General features: G+C 62.6%; 20 protein-coding genes and 1 tRNA gene. 18 read left to right on the top strand and 3 right to left on the bottom strand.

Features of this window, described 5'->3' with window-relative positions; translation table 11 throughout:
• Positions 1 to 102 precede the first annotated feature (102 nt).
• The 3 genes from recR to NDB2M4_RS08690 all read left to right on the top strand — a co-directional run bounded on the left by recR (position 103) and on the right by NDB2M4_RS08690 (position 4,022).
• Entirely contained in the window at positions 103 to 711 is a 609-nt protein-coding gene (gene recR, locus NDB2M4_RS08700) for a recombination mediator RecR (protein WP_072373164.1), read from the top strand.
• A gap of 172 nt (positions 712 to 883) precedes the next feature.
• The gene (locus NDB2M4_RS08695) at positions 884 to 2,881 is read left to right on the top strand and encodes a polysaccharide biosynthesis protein (protein WP_072373464.1); all 1,998 of its coding nucleotides are present in this window, start codon (positions 884 to 886) and stop codon (positions 2,879 to 2,881) included.
• Between the two features lies 1 nt (position 2,882).
• Entirely contained in the window at positions 2,883 to 4,022 is a 1,140-nt protein-coding gene (locus tag NDB2M4_RS08690) for a glycosyltransferase (RefSeq protein WP_072373161.1), read from the top strand.
• 17 nt (positions 4,023 to 4,039) lie between these two features.
• On the opposite strand, the gene NDB2M4_RS08685 is transcribed toward NDB2M4_RS08690, so the two are convergent.
• The gene (locus tag NDB2M4_RS08685) at positions 4,040 to 4,501 is read right to left on the bottom strand and encodes an ATP-dependent zinc protease family protein (protein WP_139247153.1); all 462 of its coding nucleotides are present in this window, start codon (positions 4,499 to 4,501) and stop codon (positions 4,040 to 4,042) included.
• 174 nt (positions 4,502 to 4,675) lie between these two features.
• On the opposite strand from NDB2M4_RS08685, the gene NDB2M4_RS08680 reads away from it, so the two are divergent.
• From NDB2M4_RS08680 to fmt, 3 genes are all read left to right on the top strand, one after another.
• A complete protein-coding gene (locus NDB2M4_RS08680; RefSeq protein ID WP_139247152.1) occupies positions 4,676 to 5,026 on the top strand; it encodes a hypothetical protein in 351 nt (116 codons plus the stop codon).
• A 66-nt stretch (positions 5,027 to 5,092) separates the two neighbouring features.
• Positions 5,093 to 5,608 carry a peptide deformylase gene (def, locus tag NDB2M4_RS08675; protein ID WP_072373151.1) on the top strand — a complete coding sequence of 172 codons (516 nt, stop codon included), beginning with the start codon at positions 5,093 to 5,095 and terminating at the stop codon, positions 5,606 to 5,608.
• Between the two features lie 43 nt (positions 5,609 to 5,651).
• Positions 5,652 to 6,575 (top strand): methionyl-tRNA formyltransferase, encoded by a 924-nt coding sequence (gene fmt, locus NDB2M4_RS08670; RefSeq protein WP_072373462.1) that lies wholly within the window; start codon positions 5,652 to 5,654, stop codon positions 6,573 to 6,575.
• Positions 6,576 to 6,592: 17 nt separating this feature from the next.
• Here fmt and NDB2M4_RS08665 read toward each other — a convergent pair whose 3' ends face one another.
• Positions 6,593 to 7,039, bottom strand: coding sequence for a pyridoxamine 5'-phosphate oxidase family protein (locus tag NDB2M4_RS08665; RefSeq protein ID WP_139247151.1), 447 nt, complete (start codon positions 7,037 to 7,039; stop codon positions 6,593 to 6,595).
• 148 nt (positions 7,040 to 7,187) lie between these two features.
• Between NDB2M4_RS08665 and NDB2M4_RS08660 the strand changes: the two genes are divergently transcribed.
• Both NDB2M4_RS08660 and truA read left to right on the top strand, forming a co-directional pair.
• Positions 7,188 to 7,451: a hypothetical protein gene (locus tag NDB2M4_RS08660; protein ID WP_072373148.1), complete on the top strand. Its 264-nt coding sequence runs from the start codon at positions 7,188 to 7,190 to the stop codon at positions 7,449 to 7,451.
• Positions 7,452 to 7,555: 104 nt separating this feature from the next.
• The gene (gene truA, locus NDB2M4_RS08655; protein WP_072373145.1) at positions 7,556 to 8,341 is read left to right on the top strand and encodes a tRNA pseudouridine(38-40) synthase TruA; all 786 of its coding nucleotides are present in this window, start codon (positions 7,556 to 7,558) and stop codon (positions 8,339 to 8,341) included.
• A 2-nt stretch (positions 8,342 to 8,343) separates the two neighbouring features.
• On the opposite strand, the gene folE is transcribed toward truA, so the two are convergent.
• The gene (gene folE / locus NDB2M4_RS08650) at positions 8,344 to 8,919 is read right to left on the bottom strand and encodes a GTP cyclohydrolase I FolE (protein ID WP_244536097.1); all 576 of its coding nucleotides are present in this window, start codon (positions 8,917 to 8,919) and stop codon (positions 8,344 to 8,346) included.
• A gap of 306 nt (positions 8,920 to 9,225) precedes the next feature.
• Here folE and NDB2M4_RS08645 point away from each other — a divergent pair, with 306 nt between their 5' ends.
• From NDB2M4_RS08645 to NDB2M4_RS08595, 10 genes are all read left to right on the top strand, one after another.
• Positions 9,226 to 9,774 carry an acyloxyacyl hydrolase gene (locus NDB2M4_RS08645; protein ID WP_072373139.1) on the top strand — a complete coding sequence of 183 codons (549 nt, stop codon included), beginning with the start codon at positions 9,226 to 9,228 and terminating at the stop codon, positions 9,772 to 9,774.
• Positions 9,775 to 9,888: 114 nt separating this feature from the next.
• Complete coding sequence (locus tag NDB2M4_RS08640) at positions 9,889 to 10,851, top strand: omptin family outer membrane protease (RefSeq protein WP_083556052.1); 963 nt, start codon at positions 9,889 to 9,891, stop codon at positions 10,849 to 10,851.
• A 188-nt stretch (positions 10,852 to 11,039) separates the two neighbouring features.
• Positions 11,040 to 11,336, top strand: a complete 297-nt coding sequence (locus tag NDB2M4_RS08635) for a hypothetical protein (RefSeq protein WP_072373133.1) — start codon at positions 11,040 to 11,042, stop codon at positions 11,334 to 11,336.
• 265 nt (positions 11,337 to 11,601) lie between these two features.
• A tRNA-Thr gene (locus NDB2M4_RS08630) sits at positions 11,602 to 11,676 on the top strand.
• Positions 11,677 to 11,821: 145 nt separating this feature from the next.
• Positions 11,822 to 12,163 carry a hypothetical protein gene (locus tag NDB2M4_RS08625; protein ID WP_072373130.1) on the top strand — a complete coding sequence of 114 codons (342 nt, stop codon included), beginning with the start codon at positions 11,822 to 11,824 and terminating at the stop codon, positions 12,161 to 12,163.
• A 107-nt stretch (positions 12,164 to 12,270) separates the two neighbouring features.
• Positions 12,271 to 13,266, top strand: a complete 996-nt coding sequence (gene secF / locus NDB2M4_RS08620) for a protein translocase subunit SecF (protein ID WP_244536096.1) — start codon at positions 12,271 to 12,273, stop codon at positions 13,264 to 13,266.
• Positions 13,267 to 13,576: 310 nt separating this feature from the next.
• Positions 13,577 to 14,896, top strand: coding sequence for an OmpP1/FadL family transporter (locus NDB2M4_RS08615; protein WP_083556050.1), 1,320 nt, complete (start codon positions 13,577 to 13,579; stop codon positions 14,894 to 14,896).
• A 749-nt stretch (positions 14,897 to 15,645) separates the two neighbouring features.
• Positions 15,646 to 17,535 carry a PQQ-dependent dehydrogenase, methanol/ethanol family gene (locus NDB2M4_RS08610; protein WP_072373121.1) on the top strand — a complete coding sequence of 630 codons (1,890 nt, stop codon included), beginning with the start codon at positions 15,646 to 15,648 and terminating at the stop codon, positions 17,533 to 17,535.
• Between the two features lie 123 nt (positions 17,536 to 17,658).
• Entirely contained in the window at positions 17,659 to 19,428 is a 1,770-nt protein-coding gene (locus tag NDB2M4_RS08605) for a quinoprotein dehydrogenase-associated putative ABC transporter substrate-binding protein (RefSeq protein WP_244536095.1), read from the top strand.
• Positions 19,429 to 19,708: 280 nt separating this feature from the next.
• A complete protein-coding gene (locus tag NDB2M4_RS08595) occupies positions 19,709 to 20,263 on the top strand; it encodes a c-type cytochrome (protein WP_072373112.1) in 555 nt (184 codons plus the stop codon).
• Positions 20,264 to 20,267: the final 4 nt, after the last annotated feature.

The raw sequence follows: 20,267 nt of genomic DNA, 5'->3' as shown, positions 1-20,267 counted from the left end.
GGAAATTAGTGCAAACGGATCGTTGACGGTATTTGACGTCGATCACAGGAATGGGCTGGCGCCGACCACTACGGGCGTGTAGCCGGCGGCTTGGGCGCGGATATGACAAGGAAAGTTTCAGGGCCGGAGATCGAGCGGGTTATCCAGCTTCTGGGCAGATTGCCGGGGCTCGGGCCACGTTCGGCGCGCAAGGCGGCGCTGGCGCTCATCAAGCGGCGCAACGATCTGCTCGTGCCGCTCGCCGAGGCTCTGACGGATGCGGTGGCGAAGATCGTCGAATGCTCCAACTGTGGAAATCTCGATACCGTTTCGCCCTGTAGCATCTGCCAGGACCCCCGCCGGGATCGCTCGCTGATCGTGGTTGTGGAGGAGGTGGGCGATCTGTGGGCGCTGGAGCGTGCCGGGGTCGTCAACGGGCTCTATCACGTCCTGGGTGGACACCTGTCGCCGCTCGACGGCATCGGCCCCGACCGGCTCAACATAGCGAAACTGATAGAGAGGGCGGCGGCCGAGGGCGAGGCGAAAGAGATCGTGCTGGCGTTGAACGCCACCGTGGAGGGGCAGTCGACGGCTCACTATTTGACCGAACAGCTGGCCCCGACGGGGATCGTCGTCTCGCGGCTTGCCCAGGGTGTGCCGGTTGGCGGCGAGCTGGACTACCTCGACGAGGGCACGCTTGCTGCGGCAATCAAGTCACGGCGGCGGATGTAGTTCACCACGTCGAAGCATGTGATTGGCGACGCTGCAATAAAAGCGGTGATAAGCTCGAGATTGAGGGCGCTCCTCGATTTAACTCATTTGATTGCCTGATTATATTCGCCGATTGCTGGACAAGGGGAGCGCTGAGGCCAGCTGGGCGTCGATGGCGCGTGCCGGGGGCATTATGAGCGAGCGTGATGCGGAACATCAGGTTGCGGGTGAATGGCGCTCGCGTCTGTTGGAACTCCCGCGGTTCAACAAACGCATCATCCTCATATCTTTTGACTTCTTGTTGCTGACGCTGGCGCTGTGGATTGCGTTGTCGATCCGCTACAACGCAGCATTCGTTCCAACGTCGTGGCCGAACACGCTGGCTCTCATCGCTGGCCCTGCCATTTCGGTGGCGACGTTCGCGGCGTTCGGGCTCTACAGATTTGTCACCCGGTATCTCGGCTATCGCGGTCATACGCGGATCATCGGCTGCATATGGCTGTCGGTGCTGATCTGGTCGCTGGTGGTGTTCATGTCCGGTCAGCTCGGTGTGCCGCGCTCGGTGGTGCTGGGCTACGGTGTGCTGGCGTCTCTGCTGATCGCCGGCAGCCGCGAAGTGGCGGCGATGATTCTCGAGAGCGCCGGTGTGTCGCTTGCGGATCTTCCGGTCAGCGTCGAGCGTAAGCCGGTCATCATCTTTGGCGCCGGGCAACTGGGCGTGCAGCTGCTCGAAGCGCTGCGCCGGAGCCACAATCGCAATGTCGTCGCCTTCGTCGATACCGAGCCGTCTCTGTGGCGGCAGTACATTTCCGGTGTGAAGGTGCACCGTCCCGACAGACTAGCGGGTCTCATCGAGCGGCATCAGGTGAGCGAGATCCTGGTGGCGCTTCCCGATGACCGGCGCCGCGAGCGTCGGCGGGTGTTGAAAGACTTACAGGCGCATCCCGTCGAGGTGCTGATCCTGCCGGGCGTCGAGGATGTCACGTCGGGACGTATCAGCGTGACGGATCTGCGTCCGGTCGATGTGAACGACCTTCTCGGGCGTGACAAAGTCCCTCCCCACGGGGAACTGCTCAACCGCAAGACGCTGGGCAAGTCGGTGCTGGTGACGGGCGCGGGCGGCTCGATCGGATCGGAGCTGGTGCGGCAGATTCTGCGCAATGGTCCGCGGCGGCTGGTGCTGCTCGATGTTTCGGAAGCTGCGCTCTACCGCATCGAAGACGAGATTCAAGAAACGGTGAAGACGTTGCGGCCCGATATGCCGCGTCCGGAAATCATCGGTGTGCTCGGCACGGTGCTCGATCAGCCGCTGCTGCGCGAGGTGATCTTGGGCAACGAGATCGAGGTCATCTACCACGCGGCGGCGTACAAGCACGTTCCCATCGTCGAACAGAACCCGGTCTATGGGTTGCGCAACAACACGCTCGGTACGGCAGTGCTGGTCGAGTGCGCGAAGGCGGCTGGTGTCGAGCTGGTGGTTCTGATCTCGACCGACAAGGCCGTGCGCCCGACGAACGTGATGGGTGCCAGCAAGCGACTTGCGGAGCTGGTACTGCAGGCGGCGGCCGCGAACGGCGGCCCGACCATTTTCACGATGGTTCGCTTCGGCAATGTGCTCGACAGCTCGGGTTCGGTGGTGAAGAAGTTCCGCCGGCAGATCCGTTCGGGCGGGCCGGTGACGGTTACGCACCCCGAGATCATTCGCTATTTCATGTCTATTCCCGAAGCGGCGGAGCTCGTCATCCAGGCCGGCGCCATGGCGGAAGGTGGCGACGTGTTCGTGCTCGACATGGGCGAGCCGGTGCGGATCGACGATCTGGCGCGCCTGATGGTGCGGTTGTCGGGTTTCGATGTGCGGAGCGCGGAAAACCCCGATGGCGATATTGCCATCACGTACACGGGCCTGAGGTCGGGCGAGAAGCTCTATGAGGAGCTGCTGATCGGTGCCAACACCAAGGCGACCGAACACCCCCGCATCTGGCGCTCGGACGAGCCGTTCTTGCCGGCAGAGGAACTGGAGAAAGAGCTGGTGAGACTGAAGGCGGCACTCGACGTTCGCGACTATGCGGCTATGCAGGCGGTGCTGCTGCGCACGGTCGAGGGCTATACGGTGAAGGGTACGGAAGAGCCGAGCGAGGCGACCGACAGGCCTGCCGCCTCGTGGACGCCGCCGACACGGACGCTGCACTAACATGGCAGTTGTCGCTCCTCAGTCGTCTCCAGCGGTGCAGCGCATCGCGTTCGTGGGCCCGTCGGGCTCAGCGATGCGGCAGTGGCGTGAACTGCTGTTTGCGGATGTGATCACGCGCGGCCATCGCGTGCTGGCGATTGCGCCTGAGTTTGCCAGTGTTGATCTGGCATCACTCGATGAGATCGGAGCCGAGCACGCGCTGATGGCGCCGGAGTCGCATGGCCCGAAGCTATTCGCGGACTGGAAGGCGATCGGCGCGCTGAAGGCGACGCTGGCGGAGTGGGCGCCAGATGTCGTTGTCACCTTCGGGGGGCAGATGATGGTGCACGGGGCGCTGGCCGCGAAGGGGATTGGCGCTGGGCGCATCGTCGCCGTGGTCGATGGATTGCCCGAGCACCGCTTCGCGGGGGCGCTCGCCGCCGACGAAATGCCGGCGTGGCGGTATGGGCAGGCGCTACGCGCCGCGCACCAAGCCGTGTTTCACAATCGGGACGACCTGGCGCTGCTAAAAAAGCTGGGGCTCGTTCCCGCTTCGCTGCCGACGATCGTGGTGCCTGGCAGCGGCGTCGACCTTGAGCGCAACGCGTCCTTGCCGTTGCCACCACTCGATCACGGCCTCGTGTTTCTCATGATCGGCGGGCTCGATCGTCGGCGCGGCGTGATGGAATACTGTGCGGCGGCGGCGAAGCTGAGGGAGCGCTCGCCGACGTCACGCTTTCTGCTCGCGGTGACTCCCGACGAGGGTGCGCAAGCGATCGACATCGCCGAGCTGCAGCGTAGCCCGGATGTGGAGTTCCTCGGCCTTGCGGAGGAAGAGGGCGAGTTGCTGACGGAGGCGCATGTCTTCGTCTATCCGGGTTATGCCGAAGGCATGCCGCAGCCGATCTTGCGCGCCTTGGCTGCGGGGCGTCCGGTGCTGGTGGCAGATGCGGCGGGCTGCCGCGAGGCCGTCGATACGCGCGTCAACGGATGCCTGGTCGAGCCACGCAATCCGGGTGCGCTGGCTGACGCGATGGAAAGTTTCTTGCGCCGGCCGGATCTCATTCCGGCGATGGCGCGCGCCAGCCGGGCCAAGGCGGAGCGCTTCGAGAGCGTTGCCGGCGTGCGCGGGAAGCTGCTGCAAATACTGCAGCTGGCATAACTTCAAAAAACTCGGCTTCAAAGACTGGCGTAGAGCCGATAGCTGAGCCTGGGCTGGCAGAACGAGACTGCGCAGTCGACCAGCATGTCGGAGCGGATCGCCTGGCGCCCGATGAGCATGCGGGAGGTCATGTGTTCGCGGTTGGTGAGCGTCACTTCGATCGGCCAGGTGCGGGGGCCGAGACAGAGGTTGGTCTCGATGACATAGCGGAGTTCGCTCACACCGTTTGAGCTCATTACTTCGCGGCGATCGATGATGTCGGCGACGGCCTCAACCTCGAGATCAGTGCTGCGATTGGGGCGGACTCGGAAGCGGACCTTGGGTTTGCGAGATGATCCGAAGGGCTCGATCAAGGTGGTGCTAAGCGCCGAAGTCTTAGCCCCAGTGTCGATCTTTGCCTTGAGCGCCGGCAAGCCCAGGTCAGGCAGAGCGACCCACTCCTGCCAGCCGACAATCAGGCGTGAAGCATCTCTGAGCACGGCGGTCAAATTCCCGACCAAGCCTGTAATATAGGATCGATGTTAGCGCCTTCCTCGGCGTTTCGCATCAGTTCCATTGACGCGGAAAGAGTAGCGCGCAAGCTTAGTGTAAAAATCTTCGCAATCGGGGAGCGGCGCAAGGGTGGCTCCGCTCCGTGGCCAGGGGGATGAAGAATGGTTCGAAGGCTCGTGCTCACCGTTGTGCTCGCTGCCGCGTGCCCGTTTGCGGTCCAGACGAGGGCGCTGGCACTCGATCCATCGGTGACCGGTCCCAACGCGGGCGATGTGCCCGCGGACCCCACCCCGGACGGGGGCGCGACGGCTGATCCCGGAAGCGGGGCAGCCGAGCCGGCCATGCCCGATCCCGGCGACGTCGAAGGCGAGCCATATCCGCCGGACGGCGTCACCGATCCCAACGTCACCTATCCGACCGATGGGCCTGGCGAAGAGCAGGGGGAGGCGGGGGCGAAGGCGCCCGATGGAGCCCCCAAAAATGCTGCCGCCGCCGGAGAGCAGCCCGACTGAACCTGCGACTCTCCCCGCGGCTGCGGGGCAATTGACCGGGACTGCGTACTTTCTTATTTCAGAGCGATGGCCAAACTTCCTATCGTCACGCTCCCAGACCCGATCTTGCGCAAGATATCGGCCCCCGTCGATCGCATCGACGATGCGGCGCGCAAGCTTGCCGACGACATGCTGGAGACGATGTACGACGCGCCGGGTGTCGGGCTGGCGGCGATCCAAGTGGCTGAGCCCATTCGCCTTGTCGTGATCGACGTTGCGGATGAGGAAGACGGGCGCCAGCCGCTCGTGTTCTTCAATCCCGAGATCGTCGAGCTGGGTCCGCAGACTCGTGTGCACGAGGAAGGCTGCCTTTCGATTCCCGATGTCCGGGTGGAGATCGAGCGCCCTTCGACGCTGACGCTGCGCTATCTCGATCGCGACGGAAAGCAGTGCGAGCTCGAGGCCGATGGGCTGCTCGCGACGGCCATTCAGCACGAGGTCAATCACCTCGACGGCAAACTGATCATCGATTTCCTGTCGTCGCTCAAACGTGACATGGTCGTGCGCAAGTTCAAGAAGTTGGCGCGCACAAACTCGCTCTAGTTCAGCATCTCAATCGCTTTCAGCTCCGGCGGTAGCCATGACCCTGCGCATCGTTTTCATGGGAACGCCGGACTTTTCCGTGCCGACGCTGGCCGAGATCATCGGCGCGGGACATGAGGTGGTCGCCGCGTATTCGCAGCCGCCGCGCGCTGCTGGACGCGGCATGGCCGAGCGCAAATCGCCCGTGCACACGTTCGCCGAGTCGGCAGGCATTCCGGTGCTGACACCGACAAGCTTCAAGGGCGAGGCCGAGCGAGAGGCATTCGCCGCGCATGAGGCCGATGCCGCGGTGGTTGTCGCTTACGGACTGCTGCTGCCGGCGGCGGTGCTCGATGCGCCACGCCTGGGCTGTTACAACCTGCATGCGTCGGCGTTGCCGCGCTGGCGCGGCGCAGCGCCTATTCAGCGCGCGATCATGGCCGGGGATACCGAGACCGCGGTGATGGCGATGCGCATGGAGGTCGGCCTCGACACAGGTCCGGTATGCCTCGGCGAGCGGGTCGAGATCGGTGCCGATCAGACCGCCGGCGAATTGCATGACGTTCTAGCGCAGCGCGGGTCGACGTTGATGGCGCGGGCGCTGTCGGCGCTGGAGCGCGGGTCGCTGGATTGTCAGCCGCAGCCTGAAGACGGCGTCACCTACGCGCGGAAGATCGAAAAGGCGGAAGCCCGCATCGACTTCGGTGCCGATGCCGCCGGCGTGCACAATATGATCCGCGGGCTGTCGCCGTTCCCGGGGGCGTGGTTCGAGATCGGGCCGGAGGGCCGGCGCGAACGCATCAAGGTGCTACGCGCGGTGCTGGCGAAGGGACAGGGGGCGCCGGGTGAGGTGCTCGACGACAAGCTGACAATCGCTTGCGGGAGCGGCGCAGTGCGGCTCACCGAACTGCAGCGCGCAGGCAAGAAGCCGATGCTGGCCGAAGAGGTGCTGCGCGGCTTTGCTGTTCCTGCCGGCACCCGCCTCTAGGGACATCCGGCTCGCAGTCAGACGGTCACGAGTTCCTGGTGGCCGAAGCCTTTCGAGTAGTCGAGCACGGAAATGACGCTGGGCGTGACGCGGAAGATGGCTGTGTTTGCCTGGTCATCGGCCGACATTCCGGCGAGCTGGGGAAACTTCGCAAGAAACAGCGACTGGACTTTTGCGAGTTCCTCGGAATCTGAAACGCGCGCGGCGATGCCGCCGAGAGAAATCCCCTCGATCTCATTCCAATTGGCGTGGTCGGTATCGATCGCGGCGGAGACACGCGCGTCGCGGGCGATATTGACGGCTTTCTGAGAGCCGATGCCGCAGCCGAAATAGATGATCAGCCCATCGCTGGCGTAGCCGACGGTGGTCGCCTGCGGGTACCCGTCAGGACGGAGGGTCGCGTGGGTCATGTTGTTGTGGCGGGCGAGAATGCTGAGGATCTTTTCGCGCAGCTGCGGGGGCAAGGGCGTCCTCCTATGGCTGTCGCCTATGAAGCCGCAGAGTTCGCTCGTTATCCTTGATGGGCATCAATCGGGGACGCGTAGTTGACCAGCCGGTAAGTTATGCCGTTAACATTTCGTTAGTAATAGCGGTCCGGCAAAGGGTTGGCGTATGCGGTTCAGAGCGGCTCTGATTGGTCTTTTTGTTGCCGGGTCCGGAGGCGCCGTCCTGGCGCAGAGCGCGCATACAACCCGCATCGAGACGCGTCCCTACTACGGGGCGGTGGTCACCATCGAAAATGGCGTGCGGGTCTGGCGTCCGGTGCCGCCGACGACGCATATGATCATCAACCCCGATGGCGCGACGCCGCTGAGCATCGGGGTCGGCACCTCTGCCGTCGCGGTGCCGCAAACCGATGGCGGCTCCAGCCGCTGAGGCGTGCAGCAGGGTTATTGGGTGCGATGTCCTGTTGAGCGCAATGCCCTGGCCGGATAGGGAAGGGCGACGCGCACAGCAGCGTGCAGCAGCTAACGGCCCTCATGCCTCGCTATCGCATCACCATCGAATATGACGGCACGCCGTTCTGCGGCTGGCAGCGCCAGCCCGACGCTGCGTCGGTGCAAAGCACTCTGGAGGATGCGCTCGGGCGCTTCACGGGCGCCAGCGTGAGCGTGCGCGGCGCGGGGCGAACCGATGCCGGCGTGCATGCTCTGGGGCAGGTCGCGCACTTCGATCTGGAGAAGGTGTGGGAGCCCTTCAAGGTTCGCGAGGCACTGAATTATCATATGCGCCCGGCGCCGGTTTCAGTGCTCGACTGCGAAGAGGTCAGCGACGACTTCGATGCGCGGTTCAGCGCGTGCGCGCGGCACTACCGGTTTCGCATCCTGTCGCGGCGCGCGCCGCCGGCGCTCGATCGCAACCGCGTGTGGTGGTTGCCAATGGCGCTCGATGCGCGCGCGATGCACGAAGCGGCGCAGTATCTGGTGGGGCGGCACGACTTCACGACGTTTCGCGCAGCGCAGTGTCAGGCGAAGTCGGCGCTGAAGACGCTGGATAGGCTGGACGTGTCGCGGTGGGGCGATGAGATCGTTATCGAGGCCTCGGCACGCTCGTTTCTGCACAATCAGGTGCGCTCGATGGTCGGAAGCCTGAAGCTGGTCGGCGAAGGCAAGTGGCGGCCGCGCGATCTTGATGATGCGCTGAAGGCATGCGACCGCGCTCGGTGCGGACCAGTGTCGCCGCCGGGCGGGCTTTATCTGGTGCGGGTCGATTACGCAGAGCGCGGCGCCGAGCTGATGACGGAGCCCGACGCCGACGAGGAGTAGACCTACTCGATCATCGAGAGGAATTCCTGGCGCGTTGTCGGGTTGTCGCGGAAGCACCCGAGCATGCGCGAGGTGACGAGGTCTGTGCCCGGCTTCATGATGCCGCGCGCAGTCATGCAGAAGTGCTCGGCCTTGAGGACGACGGCGACACCCTGGGGCTGCAGCACTGCGTCGATCGCGTTGGCGATCTGCGCGGTCATCTTCTCCTGAATCTGAAGCCGCTTGGCGTAAACCTCCACGACCCGAGCCAGCTTTGAGATGCCGACGACGCGCCCATTAGGAATGTAGGCGACCCAGGCGCGACCGATAATCGGCGCCATGTGGTGTTCGCAGTGGCTTTCAAAGCGGATGCCGCGCAGCACGATCATCTCGTCGTAGCCGGCAGTTTCCTCAAAGGTGGTGGAGAGGATCTCTTCGGGATCCTCGTGATAGCCGCGGAAGTACTCCTCGAAAGCCTTGGTGACACGCTTGGGCGTATCGCGCAGACCGTCGCGGTCCGGATTTTCGCCGGTCCAGAGCAGGATGGTGCGTACCGCTTCCTCTACTTCGGAGCGGCTGGGGCGGTCATGTTGATCCACGAGGGAGTCTTTGTGCTTTTTTTGCAAGGTAAGCTCTTGGTGTTGGCGGCTCTTAGGCGTTTGCGGCGCGGGTGGCAAGACAACACCCTGTGGCGACAGGGCGCAACTCCCGGAGACTACGTGGAGGCGAAACTTTGCCTCGTTCCCTCATATGGGGCGTTTGGGCCGCAATCGGAAGCTGGCCCGACGGGCTATGCAACCTGTGCTGGAGGGCAAGTGGCATCGGAATGCCACTTGGGGAGCAAATTTGCGAGGTGACCTGCCGCAGCCACAGTCGGGGCCAGGGACATGCGCTAAAGTGTGTGCATGGCACATATTCGCATTCTGCTGCTGGCCTCAGTCGCCGCCAGCGTCATCTTAGGCGCCGATATCGCAGCGGCTGGCCCGCTCATCGACGAGCTGAAACTCGGCGTGCTGTGGCACGATGTGCCAGGCCTGTGGAGCGGTTTCCAGGCCGAGCCCAACTCTGCTGATATCAACGTCGAGGCGCTGCTGTCGCCGTCCGTCGCATTTCTGGGTGGAACGATCCGACCGGCAATCGGCGGTTCGATCTCGACCGTCGGGGCTACCAGCGATGGCTATATCGATGCGCGCTGGCAATACGAGACGCCGAGCGGCATTTTCTTCGGCCTTGGCCTTGGTGCTGCGGTGCACAATGGGCAGCTGAAGCTCGAGGACTGGGACCGCAAGGCGCTCGGCTCGCGCGTGCTGTTCCATATCCCTGCCGAAGTCGGATACCGGTTCGACGATCACAATAGCCTGTCGGTCTACTTCGAACACATGTCGAACGCTTATACGGTGTCGCCGAACGAGGGGATGGACCGACTAGGTGTCCGATATGGATACCGGTTCTGAACTGACCCGCCTCAGACCCAACTGACAAATTCATTCCTGAACTGCCAAGTGTTCACTTGTTGTCGCGGTTGCGAATCGCCGAGCTTGCAACGACTCGGGGAAACGGGGGCGACAATGGACGGGAAGCAGTTGCGGTGGCGGTGGGCCACTATTGCTGTTCTTGGGTCTGCATTAGCCGGCGGCGCTAGTGCAGACGGCTATCAAGCTGTGAAGACGGCTGAGCCATTGCCCATCGTTAAAGGTGTGGAGGTCGAAGTCGGCCTTGGCATCATGCAGGGCGAGGCGAACGAGTTCGTCTATCGCCGCGACGGCTCGAGGCTCAGCCAGCTCGTTTGGGCGTTTGACAACAATCTGGTGTTCAAGGGCGGCGTCGCGGTACGGCCGTGGAACTGGCTCGCGGTCGGCGCGCGCTTCGTGACCAACGTCACCGACGGCTCCACGATGGATGACTATGATTGGTACAGGCCGAGCGAGCCGGACTATGCCGATTGCCCAAACGGCTACTGTCATTCGCATCACCCGGACACGACACTTGAATCCTATCTTTCGGTCGATGCCTACGCCGCGGCCACATTCTATCGCACGCAGTCGATCGCGCTGACTGCGCTGGCCGGCTACAAGCGTGATAGCCAGTCATGGCAAGCCATGGATGGTCCGAGCAATTACACGTCCTTCACGCCTGGACGGTTGTCGATCAGCTACGATCAGGTGTGGGAGGCGCCTTACCTCGGCGCTCAATTCAACGGCGAATGGGGACGCTGGGCGCTGCAGGGGCGCGTCATCGGATCCTGGTGGGCACAGGGGCAAGACGAGGACGACCATCATCTGCGAACGCTGCTCTTCACTGAGAAGTTCGGCGAGAGCAACATGATCGGCGCCAACGCGCACCTTGGATACCGGCTGACGGAAAACCTTCTATTGAAGGCGGAATACGACCTGCAGCAGTGGCAGCTCGGCAAAGGCCCCTCGGCCGACGTCAACTATACAACCGGCACTGAACGCTACCGCGGCTGGAACGCGGGGGGCGGCGAGAGCATCACCCAGACGATCTTCATGGGTGCGGCGCTGGAATACTGACGCCATAGTGAAAGGTGCGAATTACAACGAAATCTCTATGGCATTCGTTTCAATTGTCAGCGCTTCGCGAGCGGAACTTTAGGGGTTGTCAGCCTATGTTTTGCGCATCGGACGGTGGCACGTTCGGGGCGCTTGGGAGACAGGCGTTCGAGAAGTGACAGGTAGCTTTTTGGTGGAGTTGAAACGTCATGTCGACCTCTAAGATCATCGCAATCATTGCTGCTTCCAGCATGCTGGGCGCTCTTTCTTTCGCACCGGCTTTCGCCGAGTCGATCCCGCAGGAAGAAGCTGACCAGTACAGCGGTTCGGCCCAGCCGGACGTTGATGCCGGTGCTTCGCGCGGTCCCGACCGCTCGATCGTCGATCAGGAGCAGAACCAGTTCGGCAACAACCCGGCTCCGGACCTCGGCCCTGAGCTGCAGGAAAAGGGCGGCGAGAGCCTCCCGCAGATGGAAGAGCAGGGCATCCCTGGCGGCGACCGCTAATCCGGCACTCCGTTGAGTTGACTACGGCCGCCGTGGCGATGAGCCCGGCGGCCGTTTCGCGTTCGTCGCCTGCGTGGGCCGGCCGCGGCAGCTGGGGATCGAGGCGCGTGCTATGGTGCTGAAAAGCCAATCAGATCGGTCATAATTTCTAGGCGGCCACGTTCCAAGCGGGGGCAGCGCGTTTTGCGCCTTGCCAGACTGCTCCGCGCCGATTACACCGGCAGCGCTCTTGCTGTCCGCCGTGGCGGGCCAGGGTCATCCAATCGCTGCGGTAGCTCAGTGGTAGAGCACTCCCTTGGTAAGGGAGAGGTCGAGAGTTCAATCCTCTCTCGCAGCACCATATCTCCGAAGCACGAAGCGGTTCGCTCGGGGACTTGCAGGTGCACGGCGTTAAGCGGCCGCTAACGGCTCCGCCCCCGCCCCCATAACTTGAACCGTGGCAGGTGGTCGCCATGCACCCATCGGCAAGAAAACTTTCGCGGCCGATGTATGCGGTTGTCGCAACGCTCGTCGCAGCATTGGCTTGGCTCTGTGCAGGCGAGGCGGCCGCATCGCCGGCAGCGGAGCGCATCGCCGACACCATCGTATCGGCGCGCCAAGAAAAACATGCGTTCGACGTCCCGCGTGCGACCGCGGTGGTGCGGCTGTCGGCGGCGATCGGGCGGGACGCGGGCAAGGTTCCTTCAGCTCCAGAGCACTCTGGAATTGAACCCGGCTGGTACGTCGTGCTTTGCGACGTTTCAGGTGAGCAGACCGCCACATCGATTGACGCACGCGTTGAATGCGTGATGCCGGGGTGTCGTGCCCGGGCGCCCCCGCGCGGCTAAGCAACCGCCTTACTCAATTCACACTCGATCCAGCCCTAGCCTGCGGGACGATCCTGCACGCACGGGCTTGCTGTAGCACGTCGCCGGCTCCGTGAGCCGCGCGCGATATGCAGGACTCTGCAATGTTCTTCATTCCCGACTTCAAAGGCTTCGACTTCTTTCCGCACGGCACGCGGATCAACTTCATGCGCGTCAAAGGACTGTCATTGGCGCTGTCGTTGATCTGCATGGTTGCATCCTTGCTCGCCATGGCGGTCTTGGGCTTCAACTACGGCGTCGACTTCAAAGGCGGCACAGTGATCGAAGTGCAGTCGCTCGACGGGCCGGCTGACATTCCGGATCTGCGCGGCAAGCTCGGTGAGCTTGGCCTGGGAAGCGTGCAGATTCAGGCCTTCAGCGAGCATGACGTCTTGATCCGCGTTGAGACGCAGCCGGGCGGCGAGGCGGAACAACAGGCGGCCATGCACGCCATCATCGATGTGCTCGGCCCGGGGTTCGAGCAGCGGCGCGTTGAAGTGGTGGGACCGGCGGTGTCGGGGGAGTTGCGGCGGAACGGCATCCTGGCGGTGTTCGGTTCGCTCATTGCCATCGTGCTTTACGTGTGGGTGCGCTTCGACTGGCAGTTCGCATTCGGAGCGATCGTTGCGCTCGTGCACGACGTGCTGCTGGTCGCCGGCATCTTCGCGCTGTTTCAGTTGGAATTCGATCTTTCGATCGTGGCGGCGCTACTGACGGTGCTGGGTTATTCGGTGAATGACACGGTCGTTGTCTCTGACCGCATCAGAGAGAATTTGCGGCGCTACAAAAAGATGGAGATCAACGATCTGATCAACACCTCGATCAACGAGACAATCTCGCGAACCGTTCTGACTGGTGCGACGACGTTGGCGGCATTGATTGCGCTGTTGCTGTTCGGCGGCGATGTCCTTTTCAACTTCTCGCTGGCTATGGTGCTGGGCGTCGTGATCGGCACCTATTCGTCGGTCTTCCTCGCGGCGCCGCTGCTGGGCTATCTCGGCGTGCGACGTGACGGCCTTGCGTCCCGTGATGCGGCGCCGGCGGGCGAGAGAGCAGAAACGAAGAAAATCGAGCGCGTCGGCTGACGGGAGGGGGCAGCACGTCCGGCGCGATACCCTCGGCGCTGACAGCAGGCGCCGAGGGGCGGCGGTGCTGCGGATGATCGACGCCGGCGCGCGGGCGCCGTTCACGGGGGCGCCGCTGACGCTCGACACGGCGATGAGTGATCTAAATTCCAAGAAGATCGAGGCCCTTCCGTCAGTGGTGGAGGCCGTTACTTCCCAGGGGCAAGTTATTAGCGCCCCATGCAACCGTTGTTCACAAGTAAATAACAGGCGGCTGTTGAGCGATTCACTGCCTCTTCGTAAGGCTTTTTAGCCTTGGGGAGCGCAGCACATGACAAGCAACGTCGGGTCCATCGTCGTGCGGAGTATTCCGGGCACACGATCCGTGACGGCAGCATGTCTTCTATTGTCAGCGTCTGTCCAGGGGGCGATGGCTGGCGGGTTCGGCATAGAGCAGTCCGCCTATTACCAAGGCATGTCGTTTGCGGGAGCCGCAGCGGGCGGTCCGAGCTTGACATCCATTGCGTGGAATCCGGCAACTGCAAGTTTCGCCGGCAAGGGGCTCGAGTTCGAGTCGAGCTACACCGTGGTCCTGATGTCCGCGGGGCTCACCGTCACCAATCCCCAGGACCAACTCGTCACCGGACAAGCTGACACCGACATCGGTCGCAATGCCATCGTGGGCGCGAGCTTTGCCACATGGCGTCTCGATAGCAAGACGGTGTTGGCCTTGAGCCTTACCGCGCCGTTCGGGTTGGGAACGAAGGTTCAGGATGCCGACTGGGTGGGGCGGTATCAGGGGCTGACGACGGAAGTCTTCAATCTCAGTGCGGCGCCCATCATTTCCTATGAGATCGCGCCGGGGCTCAACGTGGCGGCGGGTTTGCAGGTCAACTACTTCGACCTGAAGCGGCAAACGGCAGATACGCCTTTCGGCACTGCCGCTCTGAGGGCTGACGATTTCGGTCTTGGATACGTTCTGGGCATCAACTATGCGCCGACGTCATGGACATTGATCGGGCTCGGCTTTCGGTCCGCAGTCGATCACACCGTCAAGGGGCATCTTACACTGACGGGGCTTGACGAAGCGCCCATTAAGGCATCGCTGACTCTGCCAGAGATGCTGTCACTGGGTGTGCGCCAGTCGATCTCGCCAACGACGCGGCTTCTGGCGGAAGTGGAATGGGTAAACTGGAGCCGGCTGGGTGTCGTACCCATTGAGCTTCAGGGCGCATTCCTCGGGTCGCCGTCTGGCGCGACCGCGTCGACTCTCGATTTCAATTGGCGCGACGGCTGGCTGTTCGCGCTCGGCGGCGAATACGATTGGTCGCGGTCCATCACTCTGCGGACAGGTGTCGCCTACGAGATTTCCCCGGTCGACGGTCCAAAGACGCGCCTGGTGCAGGATCCGGACAGCAATCGTGTGTGGGCGAGCATCGGCGCCTCATACATGATCAGCCCATCGACGCGCTGGGATGTTTCCTACAGTCACGTGTTCTTCGAGGACAACGCCCCGTTCGATCGCACCGGCGCGTCGACGCAGTTCGCGACGCCGTCGCTGCTCGGGACTGCCGACGTCAGGATGGATGTGCTCTCGTTCGGCTTCAAAACCGTGTGGGGTGCAGACGAATCTCCGTCTGCCTTGAAATAGCGCAGAAGCGCTTCATGAACGTCGCGCCGCATTAAGACGCTGGGGCGTTGGGGTCGCTGACGAGATCTCTTCGTTCTGCGCACGAGTGGTCCGGATCCGATGACGCGATCGTGAAACGCGCAGGTGCGTCGAAAACCCCTTTGTTTGCGGGATGTTTTCGTCGTTCGGGAATGAAGTGCAATTCGATAAGGCGAACATTGCTTATGCCAGCGGGAATGCCTCCACTGGCAGCAGACGCAGGCATTTCATACGCTTTGGGTGCCACGCTTTGCGGCCGGGCGCCGAGATGACCGTTACCTTCATTTAGGGTCTTCTGGGCGCCTGGCCGCTTCTTTTTTTGCGTGCGTGCTTCGCTGGAAGCAGCCGAAAAGCTCGCGGTTTACGGCATATTTCAATCCCTCGATGCCCGTCGAGCGCTGCCATTTCTGGCAACGCGGCATGCTCAATCAAGACATTGTGAAGGGGAAAAAATTGTCGATTGCGGCGGGAAGTCATCCCCTATCGGGGGGTAAACGCGGCAACTAATGTCAAAACGCCGCGCTACCTGAGCGGGAGTGAATTGGCCAGGCTTCTGGTCGCGAGAGTCTCTCCGCATTTTTCAAGTCGCAGTCCACGGGCATGCGGCTGGGGGTGGAGCTGCTGGACGAGCTGAATGCTGCAACGGAGGCCATCGAGCCTGCGAACAGCGGAGCTTTGCTCGCCGCAGTTCATCGGGAAGCGCGAATAAGCGTGGATACGGAGGAAGCGCAATGCATATCACGAGGAAAGGGGCCATCCGCCTAGTCGGCGGAGTGATGGCCGCCTTGATCGGACTTGCCGCACCCGGCATGGCCAACGAGGAAATCGAGAAGCGGGCTCAAGACCCGAACACTTGGCCGGCGCCAGGCCGCGACAACAAGCTGACGCGTCACAGCCCGCTGAAGGACATCAGCACCGACAACGTCGGCAAGCTGCAGATGATCTGGTCGCAGTCGACCGGCGCACTGCGCGGACACGAAGGCCAGCCGCTGTTCATCGAAGACGTCGGCGGCAAGCCGATGATGTTCTTCATCTCCGGCTGCCCCAACATGGCTCAGTGCAACATTGCGCAGGGTCTCGATCTGACGGATCCAGACAACCCGAAGCAGGTCTGGAACTACGTGAAGAAGGACGACCGCGATGAATCGGCCGTGCCGCGCGCATGCTGCGACACTGTCAATCGTGGTGCTTCCTACGCTGATGGCAAGCTCGTTTACGGCACGCTCGATGGCTACGTGATCGCCCTCGACGCGCAGACGGGCAAGGAAGCCTGGGTCGTCAAGCACGCTTATCCCGAGCATGGCGAGACCATCACTTCGGCTCCGCTGATCGCTGAGAACCTCGTCATCATCGGCTTCGGCGGCGACGAGTTCGCAGCCCGCGGCCGCGTGACGGCGTACGATCTCAAGGATGGCAAGAAGGTTTGGGACTGCCATTCGACCGGTTCGGACAAAGACGTGTGCCTCACGCCGGACACCAACAAGGCCAACCCGCACTACGGCACCTATGGCCAGGATCTCGGCATCAAGGGCTTCCCCGGCGAAGACTGGAAGATCGGCGGCGGTTCTGCTTGGGGCTGGTACAGCTATGACCCAGACCTGAAGCTCGTCTACTACTCGACCGGCAACCCCGGTCTGTGGAGCCCGGCCTATCGCTGCCCGGACAAGAGCCACGAGGAGTGCAACGACGGCACCCACGACAACAAGTGGTCGATGACGATCTTCGCTCGCAAGGTCGACACCGGCGAGGCCGTCTGGGCGTACCAGATGACTCCGTTCGACCAGTGGGACTATGACGGCGTCAACGAGAACATCCTGGTCGACATGAAGGTCGACGGGAAGGATCACAAGGCGCTGGTTCACTTCGATCGTAACGGCTTTGCCTACGTTCTCGACCGTGCGGACGGCACGCTGCTGCGCGCCAACAAGTACGTCACCGTGGATTGGGCCGAGAAGATCGACCTGAAGACCGGTCGTCCGATCAAGGTGCGCGAGCACTCTCCGCTCGAGCGTGGCCGCAACGTCTCTGCCTGCCCGTCTGCAATGGGCGGCAAAGACCAGCAGCCTTGTGCGGTCGATCCGAAGGATCCGGCCAAGTTCTACTGCCCCACCAACAACTGGTGCATGGAACTGGAGCCGCAGGAGCGCACGCACACGCAGCAGGGCACGGTGTACGTGTTCGCCAACGTGTACATGTATCCCGAGAAGCCTGGCACGACGGGCAAGATCAAGAAGTTCGACGTGCTGACGGGCAAGGCGGACTGGGAGATCCCGGATCCGTATCCGAACTGGGGTGGCACGATGGTCACCGACGGCGGCCTGATGTTCTACGGCTCGCTCGGTGGTGACTTCCGCGCTGTCGACCGCAAGTCGGGCAAGATCCTTTGGCACCGCAAGCTTGCCTCGGGCATGATCGGCAACCCGATCACCTACAAGGTCAAGGGCAAGCAGTACGTATCGATCCTCGTCGGCATCGGCGGCTGGATCGGCGTGCCGGTGACCGCAGGTCTCGATCTCGACGACAAGTTCGGCGCGATCGGTGCAACCGCGATGACCAAGGCTGCCAACCTGGACAAGATCCCGCAGGCGGGCACCTTGTTCACCTTCCGCGTCATGGACTGACGCCAGTGACAGTGACGGCGCTCCTGCTGAAAGGCAGGGGCGCTGTTGTCACGCGCGGGCTGCGCTCACGACAGGCGCTATCCGCACATCCTTTGGAATGACCGGACAGTCATGGAAAGTCGCGTGGTGAAGAGTGCCCGAGCCTTGCTGCTCGCTGCTGTCGTGGCGTCGGCGTTTATCGTACCCGCGCAAGCGGCCCGAGACGCAGAGAAGGAATACGACGAGCTGACGGCGGCGGAGAAGACCGCTGCCAAACGCGCCGGCAAGGAGATGTTCGAGAAAAAGACGCTGGGCAAGCTCAACGTCTGTGCCGATCCCGGCAACATGCCGTTCTCGAACATCGCGCGCGAAGGCTATCAGAACAAAATTGCCGAGGTGATCGCCAAGGCGATGGGGGCTGACCTCATCTATTTCTGGCGGCCGTACCTGGAGCGCGGACTGACGCGCGAGACGTTCGAAACCAACATGTGCGATGTGCTGCTGGACCTTCCAGCCGATTATGCACTCGCGCTGACCACCTTCCCGATCTATCGCACCGCCTACGTGTTCGCCTATCGCGCGGACCGTGGTTACGATTTCAAAGGTTTCGACGATCCCAAGCTCAAGGATCTGAAAATCGGCGTGTTCCAGACATCGGGCGTGCGCGAGGTGCTGACCAAGCGCGGACTTGCTCCAAACCTGAAGCTGCACACGCTCAGTCATAATGCCGACCTGCAACCTGAGAACCAGCCGTGGCGGCAGGTGCAGGACGTGGTCGACGGCAAGCTCGATGTTGCGGCGGTGTGGGGGCCGTTCGCCGGTTGGGTGCAGAAGATGCGCGGCGAGCCGATCGTCGTGCAACCGGTGAACTTGTGGGAAGACTACATCCCGCTCGAGTTCGATCTTTCGATCGGTGTGCGCAAGCGCGACGCGAAGCTGAAATACGCGCTCGAATATGCGCTGGAGGCGACGAAGCCGGAGATCGAAAAGATCCTCACCGACTATGGCGTTCCGCTGGTTCAGTGCAGCCGCTGCCTCATACAAGGGACGCTGCCGGCGCACGGCGGCTATACGGTGCTGCCAAATTCCGTGTTCGCGCCCAAGCCCGAGAAGGCAACGCCCGATCAGGTGGTAACTCAGGAAAAGGTCGAGCACTGGCTGGACGAGGGGGCGGACCCCACGCAGGAACTCGCCAACGCGGTGCTTGCGGCCGACGTTGCGCGCATCAAGTTTCTGGTCTCGAAAGGGGCGGATATCAATGCGCGGGATCCGCAAGGTTATGCGCCGGTGCATACCGCGGCGCGCAACCGGCATCCAGAGCTGATCTCCGCGCTTGCCGATCTCGGTGCCGATCTCAATGCCCCTGATAGCGACGGCATGACGCCGCTCATTCACGCCGCCATGCGCAATCACGTGCCGACCGTGAAGATGCTGCTTGAGCGCGGTGCGGACATCGAGCGCGCGAATGCGCAGGGCTATTCGCCACTGGCGCTGTCGATTGCCGAGAACAAATTCGAGGTGGCGAAGGCGCTGATGGAGGCTGGTGCTGCCATCGACAAGCCGGCCGGGCCGGAGGGGCTGACGCCGCTGATGGTGGCGGTGAGCCAGGTCTCTCCCGGCGAAGGCGGCATCTTTCTGCCGGGCAGCACCAGGCCCATCGACGTTGCGCGCGAGTTGATCACCCGTGGTGCCAACGTCAATGCGCAGACAGAGCACGGTGTCACGCCGCTGATGATCGCGGCTGCGCGCAACGTGACGCCGATGATCGGACTGCTTTTGCAGTCGAAGGCCGATCCGGCGATGAAATCGAAGGAAGGAAAGACCGCACTTCAAATCGCCGAACAGAACGGTTCAGAGCAGGCGGCGAAGGCGCTGCGCGTGATCGGAAGGGTCGGTGAAGGGGGCAGTAACTAGTGCGCGGTCGCGATGGCCTGCTGACGGTGGGAAGGTCCAAGGCGGATGGCAGGTACTTTGCCTGCGCCCTACTTCGCAAGTTTGGAAGCCAAGGCGGCTTTTATTCGATCCCTTATTGGCTTGATGCGAAGACGAAATTAGTAACCGCCGGCAGCGTGGCGCCAATCGACCGACTGCACGGCGGCGAAGACAAAGCGGCAGCAGAACCGCGATGCGATGTCGGCAACGTTGCCTACGACATCGTCGACTGAAGTTTGGGGAAACAGAACAGGGACTCTCAATGCAAAGGTTAGTTCGCATAGTGGCGGCTGCACTGGCGCTCGGTGTTGTCGTCGCTTACGTCAATCCGATTTCCGCGGCTGACACTTCAGCTCCGCCGGTTCCTCCGAAGCAGGCCGAAGGCGCTGCGCCCGAGCCGCTTGCGATGGACGAGCTCAAGAAGCCGATGAAGCCATTGGACCGCGTTGCCATGGCTCCGAAGGGTACGCTGAAGAACCCCTATACCGACAATGCCGAGGCGATCGCCGAGGGCAAGAAGCTCTTCTTTGGCAAGAGCTGCAACGGTTGCCATGGCGGTGGTGGCGGCGGCGGCATGTGTCCGCCACTGACGAACACGGTTTGGGTGTACGGCGATGACGACGACACGCTGTTTCGTCTGATCTCGCTGGGCTCGGATGATCTCAAAAAGGCCGGCTATCACCGCAAGGGCACCGAAGGCGTGGTGGGTCCGATGCCTGCGTTCGGCGAGCTGATCGACGAAGATCAACAGGTCTGGAAGATCATCGCCTGGATCCGCACTCTGTTCAAAGGCGGCCCCGAGCGGCGGCACTGGTAACAAG

Source organism: Hyphomicrobium sp. NDB2Meth4 (genome assembly GCF_900117445.1).
Lineage (GTDB): Bacteria > Pseudomonadota > Alphaproteobacteria > Rhizobiales > Hyphomicrobiaceae > Hyphomicrobium_A.
This window is presented reverse-complemented; position numbering and strand designations above follow the sequence as displayed.

What these genes read in the sequence shown, in the direction of transcription:
- NDB2M4_RS08690 (WP_072373161.1), top strand. Translation starts at nt 2,883, where the DNA reads ATGGCAGTTGTCGCTCCTCAGTCGTCTCCAGCGGTGCAGCGCATCGCG.
- NDB2M4_RS08695 (WP_072373464.1), top strand. Translation starts at nt 884, where the DNA reads ATGAGCGAGCGTGATGCGGAACATCAGGTTGCGGGTGAATGGCGCTCG.
- NDB2M4_RS08635 (WP_072373133.1), top strand. Translation starts at nt 11,040, where the DNA reads ATGTCGACCTCTAAGATCATCGCAATCATTGCTGCTTCCAGCATGCTG.
- NDB2M4_RS08640 (WP_083556052.1), top strand. Translation starts at nt 9,889, where the DNA reads ATGGACGGGAAGCAGTTGCGGTGGCGGTGGGCCACTATTGCTGTTCTT.
- NDB2M4_RS08680 (WP_139247152.1), top strand. Translation starts at nt 4,676, where the DNA reads ATGGTTCGAAGGCTCGTGCTCACCGTTGTGCTCGCTGCCGCGTGCCCG.
- recR (WP_072373164.1), top strand. Translation starts at nt 103, where the DNA reads ATGACAAGGAAAGTTTCAGGGCCGGAGATCGAGCGGGTTATCCAGCTT.
- NDB2M4_RS08645 (WP_072373139.1), top strand. Translation starts at nt 9,226, where the DNA reads ATGGCACATATTCGCATTCTGCTGCTGGCCTCAGTCGCCGCCAGCGTC.
- NDB2M4_RS08660 (WP_072373148.1), top strand. Translation starts at nt 7,188, where the DNA reads ATGCGGTTCAGAGCGGCTCTGATTGGTCTTTTTGTTGCCGGGTCCGGA.
- NDB2M4_RS08595 (WP_072373112.1), top strand. Translation starts at nt 19,709, where the DNA reads ATGCAAAGGTTAGTTCGCATAGTGGCGGCTGCACTGGCGCTCGGTGTT.
- NDB2M4_RS08625 (WP_072373130.1), top strand. Translation starts at nt 11,822, where the DNA reads ATGTATGCGGTTGTCGCAACGCTCGTCGCAGCATTGGCTTGGCTCTGT.
- secF (WP_244536096.1), top strand. Translation starts at nt 12,271, where the DNA reads ATGCAGGACTCTGCAATGTTCTTCATTCCCGACTTCAAAGGCTTCGAC.
- NDB2M4_RS08615 (WP_083556050.1), top strand. Translation starts at nt 13,577, where the DNA reads ATGACAAGCAACGTCGGGTCCATCGTCGTGCGGAGTATTCCGGGCACA.
- NDB2M4_RS08610 (WP_072373121.1), top strand. Translation starts at nt 15,646, where the DNA reads ATGCATATCACGAGGAAAGGGGCCATCCGCCTAGTCGGCGGAGTGATG.
- truA (WP_072373145.1), top strand. Translation starts at nt 7,556, where the DNA reads ATGCCTCGCTATCGCATCACCATCGAATATGACGGCACGCCGTTCTGC.
- def (WP_072373151.1), top strand. Translation starts at nt 5,093, where the DNA reads ATGGCCAAACTTCCTATCGTCACGCTCCCAGACCCGATCTTGCGCAAG.